Source organism: Auritidibacter sp. NML100628, from assembly GCF_003185985.1.
Taxonomy (GTDB): domain Bacteria; phylum Actinomycetota; class Actinomycetes; order Actinomycetales; family Micrococcaceae; genus Auritidibacter; species Auritidibacter ignavus.
The window spans coordinates 33,981-52,864 of record NZ_QHLP01000004.1 but is presented as its reverse complement, the minus strand read 5'-3'; the positions used below and the strand labels follow the sequence as shown (position 1 = coordinate 52,864).

Here is an 18,884-nt window from a genome sequence, read left to right as displayed (position 1 = left end):
TCTCCATGCTATCCACAGATGCTCAGCCGGTGGAGAACGCTGTCGGTCGTTGCTCCTAGACTGGTGCTATGGCAGGACTGATTAAGCGCGACACCATCGATGCGGTACGGCAAGCCACGGACTTGAAAGCCGTGGTGGAAGACTATGTCACGCTCAAGTCCGCCGGTGTGGGATCCTTCAAAGGCTTGTGCCCTTTCCATGACGAGCGGACTCCGTCATTCCACGTGCGGCCATCGGTGGGCACCTACCATTGTTTCGGATGTGAAGCCTCCGGGGATGTCTTTAGTTTCCTCATGGAGTTGGAACACACCTCATTTACCGAAACGGTGGAAGCGTTAGCGGCTAAAGCTGGCATCGAAGTCGCCTATCAGGACGGTCAGGGTCCAGACCGCCGCGAGGTTGGACAGCGCCAGCGTCTGTTGGAAGCCCACAAGATTGCCGACGAGTTCTATCAGAAAACCCTGCAAACATCCCAGGCAACATTGGGACAGCAATTCCTCCAATCCCGGGAATTCACGGCTGAGGATGCCCAACGTTTCGGGGTTGGCTACGCCCCGGCCGGGTGGTCGAATCTGCTCGACCACTTGCACCGCCACGGATTTACCGACCAGGAATTGAAAGCCACCGGGCTGTTCTCAGAAGGACGTCGCGGTCTGTATGACCGGTTCAGAGATCGGCTGACCTGGCCGATCCGGGATCTGACCGGCGCCACCATTGGATTCGGGGCGAGGAAAATGTCAGACGAAGACCCCGGACCGAAATATCTGAATACTCCGGAGACTGCGTTGTATAAGAAGTCCCAAGTTCTCTACGGGCTGGATATCGCCAAACGCCAGATCTCTCAGCACCGTCAGCTCGTAGTGGTGGAGGGCTACACCGATGTGATGGCAGCTCACCTTGCCGGCGTGGACACCGCTGTCGCCACTTGTGGAACCGCATTCGGGTCGGGCCATACCAAAATTGTGCGCCGGCTGATCAGCGATGACCGCAGTGGCGCCGAAGTGATCTTCACGTTTGACGGCGATGAAGCCGGTCAGAAAGCAGCGTTGCGGGCCTTTGAAGAAGACCAACAGTTTCAAGCTCGCACTTTCGTGGCCGTAGAACCCTCGGGTATGGATCCTTGTGACCTGCGTGTTAACAAAGGAGACCACGCTCTGCGGGAGCTCATTGACTCGAAGCGGCCATTATTCGAATTTGCCCTCAACACGACGCTGAAGCGGTTTGATCTTCAGAGCGTGGAGGGCCGTTCCCAAGCATTGCGAGCCACAGCCCCCATTCTGGCTGGCATTAAAGATCCCATCATGAAAAAGGAGTATGCTCGAGATCTTGCCGGAAAACTGGGGCTGGAACTCACCGATGTCGACCAAGCGGTTCGTACCGAAGAACGTCGCCTCCAACAACACCAAAAAGAACACTCGGCCAGAGTATCCCAGTCGGGGCAACAACGGCAGGTAGGTGAGAACCTCCCGGTGGCAAGTCACCCCGATCTTAGGGATCCTGTGGCCAGAATGGAAAAAGGCGCGCTAGAGGTCTTGCTCCAGTACCCGGAGGTGCTCTCCCAAGAGCAGTGGGAAGCGTTCTACTCCTCTGTCTTCAGAGTGCCGGTCTTCGCAGCGATCCAGGCGGCCATCATTACCACAGGTTCAACGACCGAGAGTTTGAACGGGTGGGTTGAAAAAGTCTCTGAGGAAGTGCCCGCTGCCTTGCGTCCCATGGTCGCTGAGCTGGCCGTGACAGCCTTACCTGCAACGAATGAACATGATGTCGTTCTCTACTGTCGCGACATCATGAACAGTCTGTTTGAATTACAGATCACCCGTCGCAAAGCTGACCTGCTAGCCCAGCTAAATCGAGTGGGCGACAACGACGACGAGTTCCTGAAAATCAATCAGGAACTGATGCAACTCGAACAGCGTCGCCGGGCCATCAGAGGCCACTAAGACCCCCAGCCTCACAGATCAGCCGATGTCACCTCGATTTCACACTTCGGATTTCTTCTGCTAAAGTGATTATCCGTCGCTTTCCTCCATAGCTCAACGGCAGAGCATTCGACTGTTAATCGAAGGGTTGCTGGTTCGAATCCAGCTGGGGGAGCTGTGAAGAAACGTCCCCGTTCGGAACTCCCGGGCGGGGACGTTTTGCGTTAAAGGTTCCCTCCCCCAGTAACTGGGCACAACCAATGCCAGAAGCAACTACCAGCATCCTGCAACCGTCTGAGACGGTATCTGGTGGGTTGAGACTGAACAAGGTGGGCTCGTGCGCCATAGCTGTTTTTATCTCGAGTTTTCAGGGGGCGGGCGAGGTATTCGGCCACCCACGATGGCGTGCCTTCTCACGAGGTCGTTATCGGGGTGCGGACGCCTCTGGCCCGAGGCCAAGCCAGGTCGATTTGAGTAGTACCTCACAGTGCTGACAATAACCATCCGTAGCACGGTAGCAGGAACTAGAATCAGACGTCATCGAGGTCCGTGGAATCGTGTGGTTCAGTGCCCCTGATTCTTCAGGACCTCGAAGTCTCTCAGGATACAAATACACCCACTGCGAAACCCGATCTCGCCTCACACCCATTCCGAAGAGCGGCGTTTCGTCATGGCATAGAGGAGTTATATAATGACGCGTCGATATGCGAAACCGTGGAAGGCGGGGCCGTTTGACGTTCGGCTGCCCTTCTTGCACTACCGATTTGAATGGCGAGACTACACGCAGGGTCTCGTAATGTGTGCGGTTGACCTCTCCGCCATTCCGTTGATGACCGAGCTGCTCGAAATGCCGTTTGAGGCTGCGCTTGCGATCGTGATTCTCAACGGCTTGCTCTACCTCACCCATCACATGCTGGGTGACCCGGTCGTCCCTGGCTGGATCACCCCAGCGATTCCACTGTTGGCGCTATATCTTGAATCATTCCCAGTGGAACAGCGGGTCCATGCGCTGGTTTCGTTCCAGCTGGTGTTGGGGGTGCTGTCGCTGACGCTGGGTGTCACGGGGCTCGCCTCAAAGGTGGTGCGATTCGTGCCGAACGCACTGCGCGCCGGCATCGTCGTCGGTGCTGGACTGGCAGCCGTGCAGGGAGTCTTCTCCGCGGGCGGGCAATTTGAGGACTTCCCTTGGACGATCACCATCTGCGTCGGTATCGCATTTTTCTTGTTGTACTCAAAACACTTCCAGATGTGGCAACGTAAATCTGGGGTCCTGGCTTTCATCGGTAGCCTCGGCATTCTGCCCGCCATGCTCCTGGCTGTGGTTATCGCTCCGCTGTTTAACGAAGTACCTTGGCCTGACGTCGAGTGGGGTTTCAGCACCCCTGATTTCCACACGCTAATCACTGAATACACGGTGTTTGGTCTGGGTGTGCCACCGATCGGGATGTTCCTGACCGCAATTCCCACGGTGCTGGCTGCCTACATCGTCGTTTTCGGCGATGTCCTGCAGGCACGCGCTGTGCTGGACGAAGCAAACGTGGTGCGCACCGATGAGAACGTTCGCTATAACCCCAACCGTGGGCACCTGATTTTCGGTGGTCGAAACGTTTTGATGAGTATCTTCGGGCCCGACACCGCGATGTGTGGTCCGCTTTGGGCTGCCATGCACGTGACAACTTCGGAGCGGTACAAGAAGGGCCCGAAGGCGATGCAATCGATTTTCAGCGGGGCGGGTTCGTTCCGGTTGGGAACGAATACGGGTCTTTGGCTCTTGCCGATCGTGACGTTGATGGAGCCGGTGCTCGGGGTCGCACTGGCACTGACCCTGCTGGTGCAGGGCTTTGTGTCAATTCGAGTTGGTATTACCGAGGCACGCTCGAAAACCGACCTTGGTATCGCTGGAGTGACCGCAGCAATTCTTGCCACCATGGGAGCAAGCTGGGGCTTTGTGGCAGGTATCATTCTGTGCCTGCTCATCTACACGAAGGACTTCTTCAAGGGAGAAGATGACGGTCTCTTTGCGGAGCCTTCGCCCCATGATGCCTCGGACGAGTTTGCTGCTGAACAGCAGCAGGCCAGCACTGAGGCAGGGGAACCTGGTCAGACTGAGACTAAGCGGGCATCGGAGGATGGTTCGGGACCAGACGGCCGTTAAATGAACACGGAGAAAGCGCCCGCCCGTGAGTGGTGGGCGCTTTCTCGCGCGTCGAACCTGCGTCTGCTTCAGCCGGAGGCCAATACAACGACAATGAAACGTCCTCGTCCGGAGCACTGGAACGAGGACGTTTCAGGTCGAAATTTTCTGGTGCTTGCTTCGTGGCGATCTCGGACGTGGACTGGGCAGTGTCATCGGTCTCTCATCAGGGCCCCGATAAGTCCGGAACGGCACGCTGTGATCAAGATCCATCCGGCTGAGTAGAGGACAGCATGGCCCCATGCCGGATATTCAGCACCGGTTGAATAGATGATGGTGAATCCTGCCAAGAAAAACAATCCCAGTTGAAGCAGAGTCAACAGCGTCGAGATAGGGCGAGTCCCCAACAGTGCAAAGAGCGTGATGGCCCCCAAAATGACCAACGCGATGAACGGTCCCATGGTGATCACTTCCTTGTGGTAGCGGTCGGTATCGGTAATGAACCGTTGGTCCTTCCATTCGTACGGAAAACCACGGACAACATAAAGTTGTGGGCGACATCTCACCCTGAAATTTTGAGATCGGTGTCGATCATCGCGACATTCGTATCACAATGGGGCCGGTCCGGACGGCATCATGCCTCGGGCCCCTCCTGACTACCGAGGCGAGGCCCGACGAGAACCAGACAGGGCGGGTGCTTCAGGGACGCCGCGTCAGTCTTGTTGCGACTGTCGCTCGTCCACCATATCGCTCAAGGTTTCTTCCAGTGGACGAGGCTCGAACCCCAGCTCACGGCGGGCCTTGGCATTTTTGAAACGGTTTCCTGAGCTCAGGGTATAGAGAGAATACTTAGTAAATAGCGGGGGCCGTCCGAAGAGACGCGCGACACCTTCGACCGGCACCGCTGCTGCCCGAGCCACCCACAACGGCAATGTCAGGGGGTCACGTCGATCGACCAAGTTGGTGACAATCCGTCCGAGTTGACGCAGGCTCACGTAGCCACCGGTTGCCAGATAGGGTCCCGAACCGGTGCGACAGGCTTTGACCACGCAAACGGCCACGTCACGCACGTCGACCATGTCATAGCCACCTTTGACCACCACTCCCAGTTCTCCATCCACCAGGCGCTGCACCAGTGTCGTCAGGTTTGTTGCCCCGGGATCGTTCGGGCCTAACAGCCCTGAAGGATGAATGATGACCCGATCGACGTCATCAGCTTCCATGACAAGGGCCGCTGCCTCAGCCTTGGTTTTGGCATACCCCCCGAAGACGGTGTCGGGGTCGAACGACTCCGGTTCTTCCATCACGACGCCGGTCGGAGCCTCGGTGAGGGCATGAACAGACGACACATACACCAGACGAGCCTGGTGACGACGCGCCGCTTCCAGGATATTGGCGGTGCCTTCGACGTTGACGGCTCGTACCTGCGGTTTCACCTGGTCTTCAATAGTCACCATCGCTGCGCAGTGGACGATGACATCGCAGGGCCCGATGGTTTGCTCCACGTCCTGGGCATCGGTGATATCGCAATCGTTGGCATCCGCTAGCGCGGTGACTTTTTCCCCGGCTGCTTCCAGCTGGGAAACGACGTGGCTACCGAGGAAACCCCCGGCGCCGGTAACAGTAACGTGGAGAGGCTGATTCATAAGTTGAAGCTTACCCGATACTCGCTCTGACTACGATTTTTCCCGTCACATATCGGCATTTATCGTGCCAAACATACCGTCGAGTAGTCAGGTAGTTCGAGATAATGCTTGGGGATAGATAGCTCGTGAGGTGATACCACCGGCGCTGATGTCTCGTGTGCCGGGCGGCGATTCAGCCCGAGACTCCTCCGGGAAGGTTGGTCAGTGTGACCCCGTGTGCTTGTGCGAGTGATGAGTAGGCCTCAACAAACCGCTGACTGCGTTTGCCAGAAGCGCAGTACGCGACGATGTCTGCTTCGCCGTGACGGGAGAATAGATCTCGGACCTGCGGGGCATCTTGTTCAAGTGTGCCGTCTGGCAAAGTTAACTCCGACATTGCCAGGTGGCTGGAGCGACTGTGTGGTCCTAGCGCTGCGAGATTGTCCAGCAAGGTTTCGTGGTATTCGCGCACGTCCAGCGCGACAGCGTCTCCTTGCGAAATGCGGTCCAGCAGTCGCCGGCGTTCAGAGGGGGCCCGGGTGTGGGCATCGCCGTCCGGGCACGCAGTTTTTGATCTGCAGGTGCTTGGGGTTGTACCAAGCTGTGCTGGTGTGACTGGCTTGCGCTGCGGATCTGCCATCACGTTAAAGGTGCTGGTGGTGGCGTTCAATGCGTCATAGGACAGTACGGAGCCGAGCAGTGGGTGACCGATGCCGGTGAGCACCTTAATGACCTCGGTTGCGGCTAAAGAACCCATGACTGCTGTGGTTGCTCCTAAAACACCGGCAGAAGCACAATCCGGTATGGCGTCTCCACTTGGTTGGTTTGGAAAGAGATCCCTCAGACCTACTTTTCCCGTCTGAAAGACGGAAAGCTGTCCGCTGTATCGTAGTACTGTCGCCCAGACAAGCGGGGTGCCGGTGATCTCGGCTGCATCGGCGACCAAGTACTTGGTGGCAAAAGTATCGGAACCATCCAGTACGACATCGACGTGCGCCAAAGCATCGAGAATATTCTCCGCAGTGAGACGCTCACGATGTTCTTCTACTCTGATGTCCGGTTGCAAACGACGGAGCTGTTCGGCAGCGACGGTGACTTTTGGTCGGCCCGTGTCGGCTGTGCTGAACAATATCTGCCGGTGCAAGTTGGTGATATCGACGGTGTCGTCGTCATACAGCACGATGGTGCCGACCCCGACTGCTGCCAGCGATTGCATAGCGGGGCTACCGAGTCCGCCAGCACCTACAACGAGCACCTTAGCGTCATGAAGGCGTTGTTGCTCGGCGGGCCCGAAATCGGGAAGATTCAGGTGGCGAGCGGTGCGTCGTTGCTCCTGAACTGGCAGACTACGAAAAGGCTGGGGACTGTGCTCGGTCATCACACTAGAGCACCTCTTGTGCCCAGTTCTCATCCCACCGGGCAAGGCCTTCGAAGGTCGAACTAGCCAGAGCGCCTTCGGCATGGTTGCGGAGGGGGATCCGGCCGGCCTCCCGGGCCAGGCGGCCGGATTCCACCGCACGTTTCATAGCTTGTGCCATCGTCACCGGATCTTGGGAACGATTGATAGCGCTGGCTAAGAGCACACCGCTACAGCCAAGTTCCATGGCCAGCGTTGCATCTGAGGCGGTGCCTACACCTGCATCCAGAATGATCGGAACCTGGGCCCGGGCACAGATCAGCTCAATATTATGGGGGTTAAGAACTCCCAGCCCTGTTCCAATGGGAGACCCGAGCGGCATTACCGCAGTGGCTCCGGCGTCCTCGAGTCGTTTGGCCGCCACGGGGTCATCACTGGTGTAGGCCAGAACCTCAAACCCATCAGCCACGAGCATCTCGCAGGTGTCGACCAGCTCGACAACATCCGGTAGCAACGTGCGATCATCGGCAATCACTTCGAGCTTTACCCAGTTCGTCCCTAAAGCCTCACGTGCCAGCTGAGCGGTAAGGATTGCGTCTTTAGCCGTGCGACATCCGGCAGTATTGGGCAACACCGCAATACCGAGTCGTTCCAATAACGCAAAGACGCTCTCGCCGCGGTTGCTTGACGGAGTATCGGCGCTGTGTGACGTGCGATAACGACGCATAGCAACTGTGGTCAGCTCTGTGCCACTGGCGACCAAGGATTTTTCTAACAGCTCGTGGCTCGTCGCACCGCCGGTCCCCATGATCAACCGGGAGTTAAAAGACCGTCCTGCAATCTCCAACATGTGCTTAACCACCTTGCACGGCAACGAGTAGGTCGATGTCGTCACCATCGCTGACTTGCTGTGATTCCCATTGGCTCCGCGGGACAACAGTGCGATTAAGTGCGACCGCGATGCCTTGTGCATCCGCTGTAGCTGCGGCAGTTGCCCCGGATGAAGACGTTTCGTGGTGCACAATATCCGCGATGCTCAGCGGAGTAGTGCTGGTGCGTTGTTCCTCGTTGACCGTATACAACACGGGCATACTCTCCTTTACAGGTACCGTTCCAAGGCACAGGCACTGATGTCGATGCCTACCTTATCCGTTGCGTCGTTCCGTCCAAATTGTGAAGTGTCTTGGGTTAACCCTAGGGCCACGTTGGCCTGTCCGGCGAGCGCAGAGAGTAAAACCCCGTGGCGGAAATAGCCGGTCGAAATGACCACGTTGGACCCGATCTTGCCCAGCAGCGGGAGATCGTCCGGGGTGGCCGGTCGAGCCCCAGCGAGGGCCTCGATAAATTCGCACTCCTCCAGCCCCGGTACGATACGAATCGCATCCCGCAACAGCGTATACACCCCATCGACGCCGGCACGGGTGCGCTGATCTTCTCGGCTGGTGGCGCCCACGGCAATGGTGTGATCGGTGCGCGGAATGACGTAAATAGGGCGGTCCTCGACGAAACCGCGAATGACGCGATCAACTGGGGCCGGCTGGTCGTTTGGAACCGCCAAACGCACTAGGTCGCCCCAAACCGGGCGCAACGGCAAGACGGGCACACCGGCGATATGCTGGGCGCCTAGGCCATTGCAGACATAGACGCTCCCACTGACCTCGACGACATCATTGGTGGCCAGGCGCACCGCGGTACAGCGCGCCGAGTCAAAGGTCAGTGCCGTTGCCCGTTGCTTTATCAGTCGCACCCCGGCTTGTTGGAGTACCTGAAGCGATGCCACACAAAACAATCGTGGATTGACCTGGTGATCTCCCGGGATTTCCACTGCCCCCGCCAACTGCGGGGAAAGTCCCGGCTCTAAGGTCCGGGCCTGACGTGTGGTGATGCGGCGGACGTCCATGCCGTGGTGGGTCTGATGCGCGTGGAGCTCAGATACGTGGGTCGCATCGGCCCGATCAGCGGCGACAACTAGCGTGGATTCGGACCGATATCCTGTCGGCAGTGTGGTGCGTTCCCGGATCCAGTCCACCACCTGTGGCCAGAGTTCAGCCGAACGCACCATGAGCGGATACAGCATTTCTTGTCCATATTGGACCTCCGCCACCGGGGCGAGCATGCCTCCAGCCACGCGGGAGGCACCACTGATGGGGTGGGCGTCGACGAGCGCGATGTCTTGAGCGGGAACCCCGTGGCGTAACAACTCGATTGCGGTTGTCAGCCCAATAATGCCGGCACCAATGATCAGGTGCCCAACGGGGGAGACAAGGCGGGTAGCGGAGGCGTTCGTGGTCATCGGGTGATCCCCCGGGTTGCAAAGGCCTGGTTGACTTCCTGAGCAACGGCCGTGGGGTCTTCAGCTTGCATGAAGCCTCGTACAATAGCGACACCGGCGACCCCCGTGGCGGCCAAATCGCCCGCATCCTCGGCGCGCACGCTACCGATGGCTACCACCGGAACTCGGCAGGCCTCGACGAGGGCGGGATACCCCTCTAGTCCTAAGGGCTCGCGTCCGGAGTCCTTGGTAGGTGTTGGGCGAAACGGTCCAGCGCCCACATAGTCAATGACATCGGCATACTCGTTGGCTTGTTCAACCAGTGGCAATGTGCCGGTGGTTAGTCCGATGATGGCTTGAGGCCCCAAGACCCGCCGGGCGAGTCTGGGGTCCAAATCATCTTGGCCTAGGTGTACTCCGTGAACAAGGTGGTCTGGCATCAGCGCGACTGCGACATCGACGCGATCATCGATGACCACCTTGGTCTGCGGGTTGACCTCTTCGACCGCAACTGCAATGTTGACCGAAAGCCGGGTTAGGGCACGGACGCTAATCGGCTTACTCCGAACCTGTACGATGCCCGCGCCACCGGCAACCGCGCGCCGAGCAATATCCACGATCGCTTCTATTTCAGCTTCATCTGGCTCGGGAGTGGGGTGGGGCACGGTTCGTCCGGTCACGAAGTAGCACTCCAGGAAGCTCTCGTTCGGGTGTTTGCTTTGATCCAACCGCTCGTTCCTTCAGATCGATCCGGATGTCGCTGCCCCACACGACTGTGGTCTCAGACACTTTAGCGACTACCGCAACGGATCAGCGCGGAGCAAGGGACGGACTGGCTGATGACGATACGGTGTCACCTCGAGGTAATACTCTACGCTGAGCCCGGCACACGAGAACACTCTGTGATGAATCCGGCTCTAACCGAAGAAGAGATGCGAGGGGTTGACAGCAAACGATCCCTGTGGCGTTATGTCAACCAAGAAGTTATTCGGATATGTCATGTTTTTGAGATGACAGAGAACTCGGAGAGGAAGTGATGATGATGAACCAACCCAGGATCGAACCAGAACCGAGGATGAACCAACCCAGGATCGAACCAGAACTGCTGTGGGAGGAACGGTTCGGGGATCCGCTCGTGATGCAACGCAAACACGATCGGTGGCAGGCCCAGCAGGACGCGTGGGACGAGGATCCCAACGTGTGGCAGAACCCGTTGGAGGAGACCCCGTATCTGCAGTCTCTGGTGGAGATGTACGACGAGGAGACAGTGGACGGGGAGTTTCCGTCGGTGCTGGATCGGGCACTGGAACTTCCGAGGTTTCAGGACGTGACCGAGGAATTCAAGAACTATCTGAAGGCGATCGTGATCAGCCACAAAGTGCAGTTGCGTCGGGAACGAGTGCGACCGTTCAAGCTGGAAGAGATGGAGAGACAGAGCTTGAAGTGGCAGAAGGAGACGATGATGCAGTTGGACGTGTTGATGCGTCGGGCGTTCGACTGGATGAAGTCTCAGGGGATGGACCCGATGCCGGGCCACGAGACGATGCCAGTAGTGATGAACGAGCAGATGTATCAGAGAGCACTACAGCGTCAGAAGGAACACCAACAGGCCTCACCGAGTAACAGAGCAGGCCACACAGAGTCAGAGAGCAGAAGAACACTGCCGAAGAAACCTGGGGCGGATGGTAGCTAATGAAGTCGGTATCGCGTGAGTCCTGTACGCGGAGCTCGTTCTGAACTGTTCCGCTGACCTGATTGGTATATTCGCCCTTGATGTTGCTCCTCGTGATTGGTGGCCTCGCGCTCTTAGACTCCACGGCTTTCGGGACACTGCTCATTCCGGTGTGGTTGACGATGGCACCGGGACAATTCCGCTTTGGTCGTATTGCGACCTACCTAGCTGTCGTGGCGCTGAGTTACTACGCGATTGGTCTGGCCCTCCTATTAGGTGCTGACGCTCTGTTTGCTCGGTACCGGTCAGTATTTGAATCGGAGGGGTTCTCTTGGATTCTGGTGTTCATCGGGGCCCTGGCTGTCATGATTGGGGTGTTTCTGATGTGGCGTGATCGCCGAAGAAACCGCGTCCGGAAGGCGCCGAAGCGAGGCCCAGGCGTCTTGCGGAGAATCAGAGACCACATCATGCAGTCCGAGAGTTCGGGGTTGAAATCGGCGTCCTTAATGACAAGCCTCGCTCTGACAGCAGTGGTGTTGGAGGTGGCCACCATGCTTCCCTATCTGGCGGCGATCGGCATCTTGGTCGCTCAGGAGCTGAGTCTGTGGCAATCGGCTAGTCTGCTGGCCCTGTATTGTGTGGTGATGATTATGCCAGCCTTACTGCTGGCGCTGGGGCGGTGTTTTTTCCCGAAGACAGTCTCCGGGCCCCTGACGACGCTCGACGAGTTACTTTCTGAACAGGCGACATCCTCCAGCGCGGGATTTACCGCAATTTTCGGTGTCGTTATCGCAGGAATTGGTATCTTTGAGCTGCTTTAGCGCCAGATTTCGCCACAGGTGAGCGGTGGAGGCAAGCGTGCCGTTTGTGTGAGGAGGTTGACATTTCCTGAACAGTGTTCAAGGATTGAACAGTGTTCAACTACGGATTACTCGCAGACCGCGTTGAAAACGGTGAAGTCATTTCCGCTGACGACGCGATGGAAATTTTGACCAGTCCAGATACTGACTTGATGGAGCTCGTCAGCGCTACGAGTCGCTTGCGCAGAAAGTACTTTGGCAACCAGGTCAAGGTTAACTACCTAGTGAACCTGAAGTCTGGTCTGTGCCCTGAAGACTGTGGTTATTGCTCACAGCGCTTGGGGTCAGATACCGAGATTCTCAAGTACTCCTGGCTTGATGCTGATGAAGCACGGCGACAAGCTGAATTCGGGCTCGCCGGTGGAGCCTCGCGCGTGTGCTTGGTGGCCTCCGGACGCGGGCCTTCGAATCGGGACATTAATAAGGTCTCTGGGATGGTAGAGGACATCAAATCGGCCAATCCCGGTGTTGAGGTGTGTGCCTGCTTGGGCTTCCTCAAAGACGGGCAGGCGGAACGATTGAAAGAAGCAGGAGTAGATGCCTATAACCACAACCTCAATACCGCTGAGTCACATTACGGCAATATCTGCACCACTCATACCTTTGCTGACCGCGTTGATACTGTCGGTAAGGCCCGAAATGCTGGATTGTCACCGTGCTCGGGTCTGATTGTGGGTATGGGCGAAACCAATGAGCAGATCATTGAAACCATTGAGTCGCTCCGGGACGTCGACTCAGACTCGATTCCGGTCAACTTCCTGATCCCTTTTGAGGGCACCCCTCTTGCGGGGACCAATTATCTCACCCCACAGCAATGCATGCGCATCCTGTGCGCGGTGCGGTTTATGTGTCCTGACCGCGAACTGCGGATCGCGGGTGGTCGAGAAATGCACTTGCGCTCGCTACAGCCACTATCGCTCCATGTGGCTAACTCATTATTCTTGGGAGACTATCTCACCTCAGAGGGGCAACCGGCTGAAGAAGATCTTGACATGATCGTCGATGGCGGATTCTCTATCGTGGGCACTGAAGATGCACAACAATTACGTGACGAGCTCAAAGCACACCGTGCTGCGCATCTGGCTGCTGTATCAACCGATCCCCAGCCGGCTCAGAAGGTCAACGAATCTGTGGCTACGGCGGCGTCGGAGTCCTTGCCTTGCGGTAAACCGCGTCCCACGGTCACAGGCCACGAGACAGACCCCGACGGTGTGTTGATTCCGTCGATCCGGTTGCGGGGAGCTGGGACTGACTACGCGCCGAATGCCTAATTTACGCCTCTGGCCGGTTGGAATCCTGCGAAGTTCCGTACGATTGGAGTGCGGGGCCATCGAGCCGGAAGACGTGCCAGCCATCCATGGGGTAGGCCCCGAGGTGGCGGTAGAAATCAATGGAGGGTTGGTTCCAGTCCAGCACTGACCACTCGACCCGGCGGTAACCGCGCGCTACGGCAATACTGGCCAGATGCTGTAGTAGCGCCTTGCCGTATCCCTGGCCACGGTGTTGTGCACGCACGTAGAGGTCCTCGAGATAGATTCCGTGCGTCCCCTCCCACGTGGAATAGTTCAAAAACCATAATGCGAATCCAGCTAGCCGGCCGTCGCTGGGACCGGGCGCGTCAACGACGTGGGCGAAAATGGCAGGGTGCGGGCCGAAAAGATGGACTTGCAACTGCTCGGCAGTATTGCGGACGGCATCAGGCTCTTTCTCGTACACGGCAAGGGCCTGGATCATCTGAAGGATTTCGGCGGTATCTTGCGGACGCGCGGGGCGAATCGTTGGGCTCATGAGTGTCAGTTTAGGCCTCATACGCATCAATTCTCATAGCCTTCTCACAAACTCTCGATACGTTCAGACTCATCAGCCGGGGGAATAGCATCCTCGGGTCAAAACAGAATCACGACGAGATGTAATCCCGCAAGGAGGAGATTCTGATGATGACAACTACCACTACCCGCCATGTCACCACTGTTCTGGGGCTTAGCGTTCTGGGACTGGCCACGCTGACAGGTTGCTCGACCGAAGAACAAGGTACCGACACTTCAGCAAATGCCCCCGCTGAGCAGAGCGCAGACTCTGGGACCGAGGCGAACAACCAGAATGCTGGTGCCGACGCTGATGGCCAGGTGGAAGAAAACGACCAGTCAGACAGCGATGATCAGGATGATGACGCTAGTAGTGCCAACGACTCAAACGGTACCGCGGAAAGCGAGGACGCGGTCTTCGGCGTGATTGATGCGGCACTGAATGAATATAGTGATGGGGTGGTCATTGCAGTGGATCGCGAGGACTCTGGTGCAAGCTATGAAGTTGACGTAGTTTCTTCGGGTGCTCTTTATGAGTTGGTGATCACTCCAGAAGGTCAGGTCACCGAGACCGAGCAAGACGACGGCGATGACGACGATACGCAGAAAGCCGAACAAGCCACGGTCACCGCGGCTGAAGCAGCTCAGCAAGTCCTTCAGGGACGCGATGATGAAGCGATCGTCGACGAGCTGGAATTGGATGAGGACGATGACCAATTGCGGTGGGACGTTGACCTCGACGACACCAATGGCCAGGATCTTGCTGAAGAGACGGTGCCCGCTAACTAATCTGGTCATTGTGTGAATTCCCCCAGGCATTCAAGCCCAAGGTGTGAAATACTGAGAGAAACACGCTGAGTAGACGTTTGGTGCACCGACGAGGGCCCGATGGTTCTCGTCGGTGCACCGGTCATGATAGTTTGTTGCTGGTACTGAACACCTCCCGTGGAGAGTAGGAATTTTCGAATGGCTCAGAAGAGTGCCCCGACCGTCTCAGATCAGACTCGGTCCAGCTCGCTGATGGATCTGGCCACAACTGGCTCGCGCCTGGTGCCGAAACAGTTAAAGGACAACCTCCAACTACTAAAATCTCATGCCACTTCCAAAGGTGTGACCATCGGGGTAGGGGCCGGATTTGCGGTTGTCGGCCTCTTGTTCCTGTTTATCACCATCGTGGCCTTGATCGTGGCAATGATCGGAGGCTTTGCTACTCAAACCAATATCTGGGTTGCGGCACTCTGGACCGCTCTGGGAGCCTTCGTTCTGACTCTGATCCTGATCGGTATTGGCGCTTGGCGAATCATGGCTGCGATGCCTCTTGTTCCCGCTGACCTGATTCGCGGGGTCAAGCACGACATTGGATACCTCACGGAAGGTAACGCATTCGACCCAGTGGAGTTCGATCGCCTCGAGGCCGAAAAGGCCGAGCAGAAGAAGATCGATAAAGAGCGCGAGAAAGAACTCATCAAGCAGGCGCAGAAGGAACAAAAAGCCGCGATCAAGCGCGGTGAGGCACCGGAGGGCATTCCTGATATCAAGCCCAGCGATGACGAAATCCGCCACCGCATGGACTTGCGTCGCCGTCACCTCGGTGACATTCGCTCCGGCCTGAATGAGAAGACTGACGTCAAAGCCCAGCTGGCGACCTTCACCGACCACGCCCTGGGGCGCGTCGATTCGGCTACCCGTGCAGAACAGTTGCGTCCGGTTTCTTCCTACTCGACCGCGGCAGCAGCAGGCGAGAAAGTCAACGACGCAGGTGAATTCGTCAAAGACCGCTGGGCTCCATTGACTCTGCTGGGTGCTTCGGTGACTACTTTCGCTGTCTTAGTCCGTCGTCTGAACAAAAAGAAGGACTAACCCTGTGGCTCTTACCACCCGATGGAGCTCAGGACCGTCCTGATGCGACTGATTGGTGCAGGTACCCGCGACGATATTGACTATGTTGTCACCGACCGGTGGCTGACCATACCCAATATCATCACCTTTGTCCGGTTTTTGCTGGTGCCGGTCTTTGTCTGGTTGCTGGTCATTGATGAGTATGTCTGGGCATTCATCACTTTGGTGGTGTTGTTCTCCACCGACTGGATTGACGGATATTTAGCACGGCGACTGAACCAAGTTTCCACGGTTGGAAAGTGGCTGGATCCGGTGGCCGACCGCATCGGGATTATCATCGTCGTGGTGTCGGTGGCACTGTCTGGTTTCGCTCCGTGGTGGTTAGCACTCAGCCTGATTGTGCCAGACCTGTTGCTGGCTATCCTGATGGCGTTCTTATTTCTGGGTAGCCCAGAACTTGAGGTCACAGTGCTGGGCAAGGTTCGCACCGCGTTGCTGATGATTGGTATCCCGGCCCTGGTCCTGGCCCAGGGAGTCGCTGAGTCTAACTGGTTGAACCTGATTGCTTACGTCTTTTTGATCCCTGGTAGTGCCGGTCACGTGCTGGCCGCGGTTGACTACGCCTGGCGAGGTATTCAAAAGTACAACTCGTTACGCTCCCAGAACATTAATCCGCGCCACCGTCGAAGCTGGTCCATGGCTTATACTCACGAGCCGAGTGAAGACCTCAGCCACGGACTGCACGAACGAGGTAGCTCGGCATCCGACTAAACAAGGCGATTCGGTTGAGAACCGCCTTGTTGTCTGCTTCCATGACAGTCGTGCAACGAGTTGATATGTTAGCTAGCAAATATTCCCGTTGCCTATCCCGCATACCAAAGGAAGCTTGTGCCCGTACCTGAATCCGGCCCGCTGACCCTCCTGATCGCTGCCGATACCTATCCGCCAGACGTCAACGGGGCCGCAACCGTATGTTTCCGTCTTGCCACTGAACTGCATCGGCGCGGTCATCATGTCCACGTGGTCTCGGCCCGCAACGAGGCGGGGCCTGACACGGTCCAGTACCGCGACGAGGCAACCGTGCACCGTCTGAAGTCGTGTCCGGCGCCGACCCACGAAACCTATCGGCTGGTTTCGCGATCGCATGCGGGACAGGCGATTGGGGCGCTTTTGGATGAGATCAAACCTGATGTTGTACATGCGCAGTGCCACTACATGATCGGTGAGGCAGCGATCTTACAAGCTGAGAAGCGGCGGATTCGTACCGTGTGCACCAATCACTTTATGCCGGAGAATTTGGACCCCTTCCTTCCGTTTCCGCAGTGGTTCCGTAATATTGTGTCGAAGAATTCCTGGCGCGATATGGGACGACTAATGGGTAAAGCCGTCGCCGTGACAACACCGACCCCGCTGTCAGCTCAAACGATGCGCGAGCGAGCGGGCCTAGATTTGGTGCTACCGGTTTCTAACGGCATTAATGCGGCAAAATATCAGCTTGCCGAGGGCGAAGAAATCCCCAAAAACCCATACCCGACGGTGTTGTTTGTCGGCCGGCTGGCCGTGGAGAAGAATATTGATGTGCTCCTGCGTGCGCTGAGCCATACTGGACCGGAGATTCATGCAGAAATCGTCGGTGACGGTGAGCAGCGGTACCGGTTGTGGGATCTGGCTGAGTCCCTGGGGGTCGATGATCGGGTCCGGTTTTTGGGTCATCTTAGTGATGAGGAACTGCGAGTCGCTTATTTGCGGGCCGATGCGTTCTGCCAACCAGGAACAGCTGAATTGCAGTCTTTGGTCTCTCTGGAGGCGATGAGCGCACAGAAGCCGGTGATCCTGGCCAACGCGTTGGCGCTCCCACATTTGGTCAATGAAGGAGAGAATGGGTATCTGTTCACTCCTGGCGACGCTGGAGACTTAGCGGATAAGTTGCAACGGGTTTTACTGGCAGCTCCGGCCGAACGCCAGAAGATGGGCGAGCGCTCGTATCAGATCGCATTGCGGCACTCTGAGTCCGCTAGCGTTGATGTGTTGGAAGCACTGTACCGTGGCGCCACCCTTGAAGAAGCAACTCAGTTGCTCCCCGAAGCTACGCTACGATAGATTCTTGAGCCTTGGGGCGTTAGCTCAGTTGGTCAGAGCAGAGGACTCATAATCCTTTTGTCGTGGGTTCAAGTCCCACACGCCCCACCAATTGCCATCTCACCAGGCAACCAATCTGATCAGGTGTGAGCCAGGTACCTTTTCGTGGGGAGAACGTCATCGAGGGAAGGAAGCCCATGACCACAACGTTGAGGCTGGTGATGGACGCTCGATACACCCGCACCGATTTCCACGACGGGATTTCTCGGTACGGGTCCTCCCTGATCGAAGCGGTGGCCGCCCAGCATCCTGTTTCCATGCTCATCAGCGATACCGCACAGCTCAAGCTCCTGCCCAATAATGTCCCGTGGGAGCTCATGCCCGCACCGACGTCTCCGGCCGAACCATTCATTGCTCGACGGATCAACGCATTAGAACCCGATGTGGTGTTTTCCCCTATGCAGACCATGGGGTCGTGGGGGAGGAACTACGGGCTGATTCTCACCCTGCACGACCTGATTTATTATCAACACCGCACCCCGCCACATGATTTGCCCGCCCCGGTGCGTGGACTGTGGCGACTCTATCACCTGGCCTACTGGCCGCAACGGCTGGTGCTGAACAGAGCGGATGCCGTGGCGACGGTGTCGCGTACCACGCAACGGCTCATGCGCAAACACCGGCTAACCACTCGTCCCATCACCGTGATCTCCAATGCGGCCCATGAGGTTTCCCAGCCCCGTGATCCACACCAGCAACCGGATAAATCATTGGTCTATATGGGCTCGTTCATGGACTACAAAAATGTCAACGAGCTCGTCCGGGCCATGGCAGAACTCCCTGAGTATCAGCTACATCTATTGTCAAAAATTTCACCACAACGGGAAGAAGAATTGGCTACTGTCGCTGCTGAGGCCGGGGTTGGGTCCGAACAGGTGATCCTGCATCACGGTACATCCGAAGAGGAATATCACCGGCTCTTGCGCACTGCCACCGCCCTCGTGACATTGTCTCGTACCGAGGGTTTCGGCTTGCCGCTGGCCGAAGCAATGGAAGAAGGAACCCCGGTGATTGTTTCCGATATCGAGATATTCCGGGATATCGCTAGGGAGGGACCGCACGCCCACTTTATCGATCTGCAGGACTCGGACTGGCTCTCTGACTTTGCACGGGCCGCTATCACGCTCAACCAGCCCGAACACTTCGCGCGGGCCTCGGTTGCAGCGCGAGAGCAATCTCAGTGCTACCGCTGGGAGGATTCGGCCCGTCGACTCATCGATCTGGCTTACCGCGTTCATGACCAGCGTCGCCGCGGTGCGTGA

General features: G+C 57.2%; 18 protein-coding genes and 2 tRNA genes. 12 read left to right on the top strand and 8 right to left on the bottom strand.

Annotation, left to right across the window (positions count from 1 at the left end; all coding sequences use genetic code 11):
* Positions 1 to 68: 68 nt before the first annotated feature.
* From dnaG to DCC24_RS04520, 3 genes are all read left to right on the top strand, one after another.
* Positions 69 to 1,940 (top strand): DNA primase, encoded by a 1,872-nt coding sequence (dnaG, locus tag DCC24_RS04530; RefSeq protein ID WP_110098740.1) that lies wholly within the window; start codon positions 69 to 71, stop codon positions 1,938 to 1,940.
* A gap of 82 nt (positions 1,941 to 2,022) precedes the next feature.
* Positions 2,023 to 2,094, top strand: a tRNA-Asn gene (locus DCC24_RS04525).
* Positions 2,095 to 2,610: 516 nt separating this feature from the next.
* Complete coding sequence (locus tag DCC24_RS04520; RefSeq protein WP_110098739.1) at positions 2,611 to 4,074, top strand: benzoate/H(+) symporter BenE family transporter; 1,464 nt, start codon at positions 2,611 to 2,613, stop codon at positions 4,072 to 4,074.
* Between the two features lie 191 nt (positions 4,075 to 4,265).
* Here DCC24_RS04520 and DCC24_RS04515 read toward each other — a convergent pair whose 3' ends face one another.
* The 7 genes from DCC24_RS04515 to DCC24_RS04485 form a co-directional block, all read right to left on the bottom strand.
* On the bottom strand, positions 4,266 to 4,619 hold the full coding sequence (locus DCC24_RS04515; RefSeq protein ID WP_110098738.1) for a hypothetical protein: 354 nt from the start codon (positions 4,617 to 4,619) through the stop codon (positions 4,266 to 4,268).
* 147 nt (positions 4,620 to 4,766) lie between these two features.
* Complete coding sequence (locus DCC24_RS04510) at positions 4,767 to 5,699, bottom strand: NAD-dependent epimerase/dehydratase family protein (RefSeq protein ID WP_110098737.1); 933 nt, start codon at positions 5,697 to 5,699, stop codon at positions 4,767 to 4,769.
* A 172-nt stretch (positions 5,700 to 5,871) separates the two neighbouring features.
* Complete coding sequence (locus tag DCC24_RS04505; RefSeq protein WP_199446206.1) at positions 5,872 to 7,056, bottom strand: ThiF family adenylyltransferase; 1,185 nt, start codon at positions 7,054 to 7,056, stop codon at positions 5,872 to 5,874.
* A gap of 4 nt (positions 7,057 to 7,060) precedes the next feature.
* Complete coding sequence (locus DCC24_RS04500; RefSeq protein ID WP_110098735.1) at positions 7,061 to 7,885, bottom strand: thiazole synthase; 825 nt, start codon at positions 7,883 to 7,885, stop codon at positions 7,061 to 7,063.
* A gap of 4 nt (positions 7,886 to 7,889) precedes the next feature.
* Entirely contained in the window at positions 7,890 to 8,126 is a 237-nt protein-coding gene (thiS, locus tag DCC24_RS04495; RefSeq protein WP_199446204.1) for a sulfur carrier protein ThiS, read from the bottom strand.
* 8 nt (positions 8,127 to 8,134) lie between these two features.
* On the bottom strand, positions 8,135 to 9,328 hold the full coding sequence (gene thiO / locus DCC24_RS04490; RefSeq protein WP_110098734.1) for a glycine oxidase ThiO: 1,194 nt from the start codon (positions 9,326 to 9,328) through the stop codon (positions 8,135 to 8,137).
* Positions 9,325 to 10,035, bottom strand: coding sequence for a thiamine phosphate synthase (locus tag DCC24_RS04485; protein ID WP_199446202.1), 711 nt, complete (start codon positions 10,033 to 10,035; stop codon positions 9,325 to 9,327). Before DCC24_RS04485 ends, thiO begins: the two co-directional genes overlap by 4 nt.
* A 347-nt stretch (positions 10,036 to 10,382) precedes the next feature.
* Between DCC24_RS04485 and DCC24_RS04480 the strand changes: the two genes are divergently transcribed.
* The 3 genes from DCC24_RS04480 (at position 10,383) to bioB (ending at position 13,110) form a co-directional block, all read left to right on the top strand.
* Positions 10,383 to 11,000, top strand: coding sequence for a hypothetical protein (locus tag DCC24_RS04480; protein WP_146206280.1), 618 nt, complete (start codon positions 10,383 to 10,385; stop codon positions 10,998 to 11,000).
* Between the two features lie 80 nt (positions 11,001 to 11,080).
* A complete protein-coding gene (locus tag DCC24_RS04475; protein WP_110098732.1) occupies positions 11,081 to 11,800 on the top strand; it encodes a GAP family protein in 720 nt (239 codons plus the stop codon).
* Positions 11,801 to 11,958: 158 nt separating this feature from the next.
* Positions 11,959 to 13,110: a biotin synthase BioB gene (gene bioB, locus DCC24_RS04470; RefSeq protein WP_233491987.1), complete on the top strand. Its 1,152-nt coding sequence runs from the start codon at positions 11,959 to 11,961 to the stop codon at positions 13,108 to 13,110.
* Position 13,111: 1 nt separating this feature from the next.
* Here the strand turns inward: bioB and DCC24_RS04465 are convergent, their stop codons facing one another.
* Positions 13,112 to 13,627, bottom strand: coding sequence for a GNAT family N-acetyltransferase (locus DCC24_RS04465; RefSeq protein ID WP_110098730.1), 516 nt, complete (start codon positions 13,625 to 13,627; stop codon positions 13,112 to 13,114).
* A 146-nt stretch (positions 13,628 to 13,773) separates the two neighbouring features.
* Between DCC24_RS04465 and DCC24_RS04460 the strand changes: the two genes are divergently transcribed.
* From DCC24_RS04460 to DCC24_RS04435, 6 genes are all read left to right on the top strand, one after another.
* A complete protein-coding gene (locus DCC24_RS04460; protein WP_110098729.1) occupies positions 13,774 to 14,433 on the top strand; it encodes a hypothetical protein in 660 nt (219 codons plus the stop codon).
* Positions 14,434 to 14,610: 177 nt separating this feature from the next.
* Positions 14,611 to 15,504, top strand: coding sequence for a phage holin family protein (locus DCC24_RS04455; RefSeq protein ID WP_110098728.1), 894 nt, complete (start codon positions 14,611 to 14,613; stop codon positions 15,502 to 15,504).
* A 42-nt stretch (positions 15,505 to 15,546) separates the two neighbouring features.
* Complete coding sequence (locus tag DCC24_RS04450; RefSeq protein WP_110098822.1) at positions 15,547 to 16,254, top strand: CDP-alcohol phosphatidyltransferase family protein; 708 nt, start codon at positions 15,547 to 15,549, stop codon at positions 16,252 to 16,254.
* A gap of 117 nt (positions 16,255 to 16,371) precedes the next feature.
* Positions 16,372 to 17,583 (top strand): glycosyltransferase, encoded by a 1,212-nt coding sequence (locus DCC24_RS04445; protein WP_110098727.1) that lies wholly within the window; start codon positions 16,372 to 16,374, stop codon positions 17,581 to 17,583.
* Between the two features lie 13 nt (positions 17,584 to 17,596).
* A tRNA-Ile gene (locus DCC24_RS04440) sits at positions 17,597 to 17,673 on the top strand.
* A gap of 86 nt (positions 17,674 to 17,759) precedes the next feature.
* The gene (locus DCC24_RS04435; protein WP_233491977.1) at positions 17,760 to 18,884 is read left to right on the top strand and encodes a glycosyltransferase family 1 protein; all 1,125 of its coding nucleotides are present in this window, start codon (positions 17,760 to 17,762) and stop codon (positions 18,882 to 18,884) included.

What these genes read in the sequence shown, in the direction of transcription:
- dnaG (WP_110098740.1), top strand. Translation starts at nt 69, where the DNA reads ATGGCAGGACTGATTAAGCGCGACACCATCGATGCGGTACGGCAAGCC.
- DCC24_RS04520 (WP_110098739.1), top strand. Translation starts at nt 2,611, where the DNA reads ATGACGCGTCGATATGCGAAACCGTGGAAGGCGGGGCCGTTTGACGTT.
- DCC24_RS04510 (WP_110098737.1), bottom strand. Translation starts at nt 5,699, where the DNA reads ATGAATCAGCCTCTCCACGTTACTGTTACCGGCGCCGGGGGTTTCCTC.
- DCC24_RS04505 (WP_199446206.1), bottom strand. Translation starts at nt 7,056, where the DNA reads ATGACCGAGCACAGTCCCCAGCCTTTTCGTAGTCTGCCAGTTCAGGAG.
- DCC24_RS04500 (WP_110098735.1), bottom strand. Translation starts at nt 7,885, where the DNA reads ATGTTGGAGATTGCAGGACGGTCTTTTAACTCCCGGTTGATCATGGGG.
- thiS (WP_199446204.1), bottom strand. Translation starts at nt 8,126, where the DNA reads ATGCCCGTGTTGTATACGGTCAACGAGGAACAACGCACCAGCACTACT.
- thiO (WP_110098734.1), bottom strand. Translation starts at nt 9,328, where the DNA reads ATGACCACGAACGCCTCCGCTACCCGCCTTGTCTCCCCCGTTGGGCAC.
- DCC24_RS04480 (WP_146206280.1), top strand. Translation starts at nt 10,383, where the DNA reads ATGAACCAACCCAGGATCGAACCAGAACTGCTGTGGGAGGAACGGTTC.
- DCC24_RS04475 (WP_110098732.1), top strand. Translation starts at nt 11,081, where the DNA reads ATGTTGCTCCTCGTGATTGGTGGCCTCGCGCTCTTAGACTCCACGGCT.
- bioB (WP_233491987.1), top strand. Translation starts at nt 11,959, where the DNA reads ATGGAAATTTTGACCAGTCCAGATACTGACTTGATGGAGCTCGTCAGC.
- DCC24_RS04465 (WP_110098730.1), bottom strand. Translation starts at nt 13,627, where the DNA reads ATGAGCCCAACGATTCGCCCCGCGCGTCCGCAAGATACCGCCGAAATC.
- DCC24_RS04460 (WP_110098729.1), top strand. Translation starts at nt 13,774, where the DNA reads ATGATGACAACTACCACTACCCGCCATGTCACCACTGTTCTGGGGCTT.
- DCC24_RS04455 (WP_110098728.1), top strand. Translation starts at nt 14,611, where the DNA reads ATGGCTCAGAAGAGTGCCCCGACCGTCTCAGATCAGACTCGGTCCAGC.
- DCC24_RS04450 (WP_110098822.1), top strand. Translation starts at nt 15,547, where the DNA reads ATGCGACTGATTGGTGCAGGTACCCGCGACGATATTGACTATGTTGTC.
- DCC24_RS04435 (WP_233491977.1), top strand. Translation starts at nt 17,760, where the DNA reads ATGACCACAACGTTGAGGCTGGTGATGGACGCTCGATACACCCGCACC.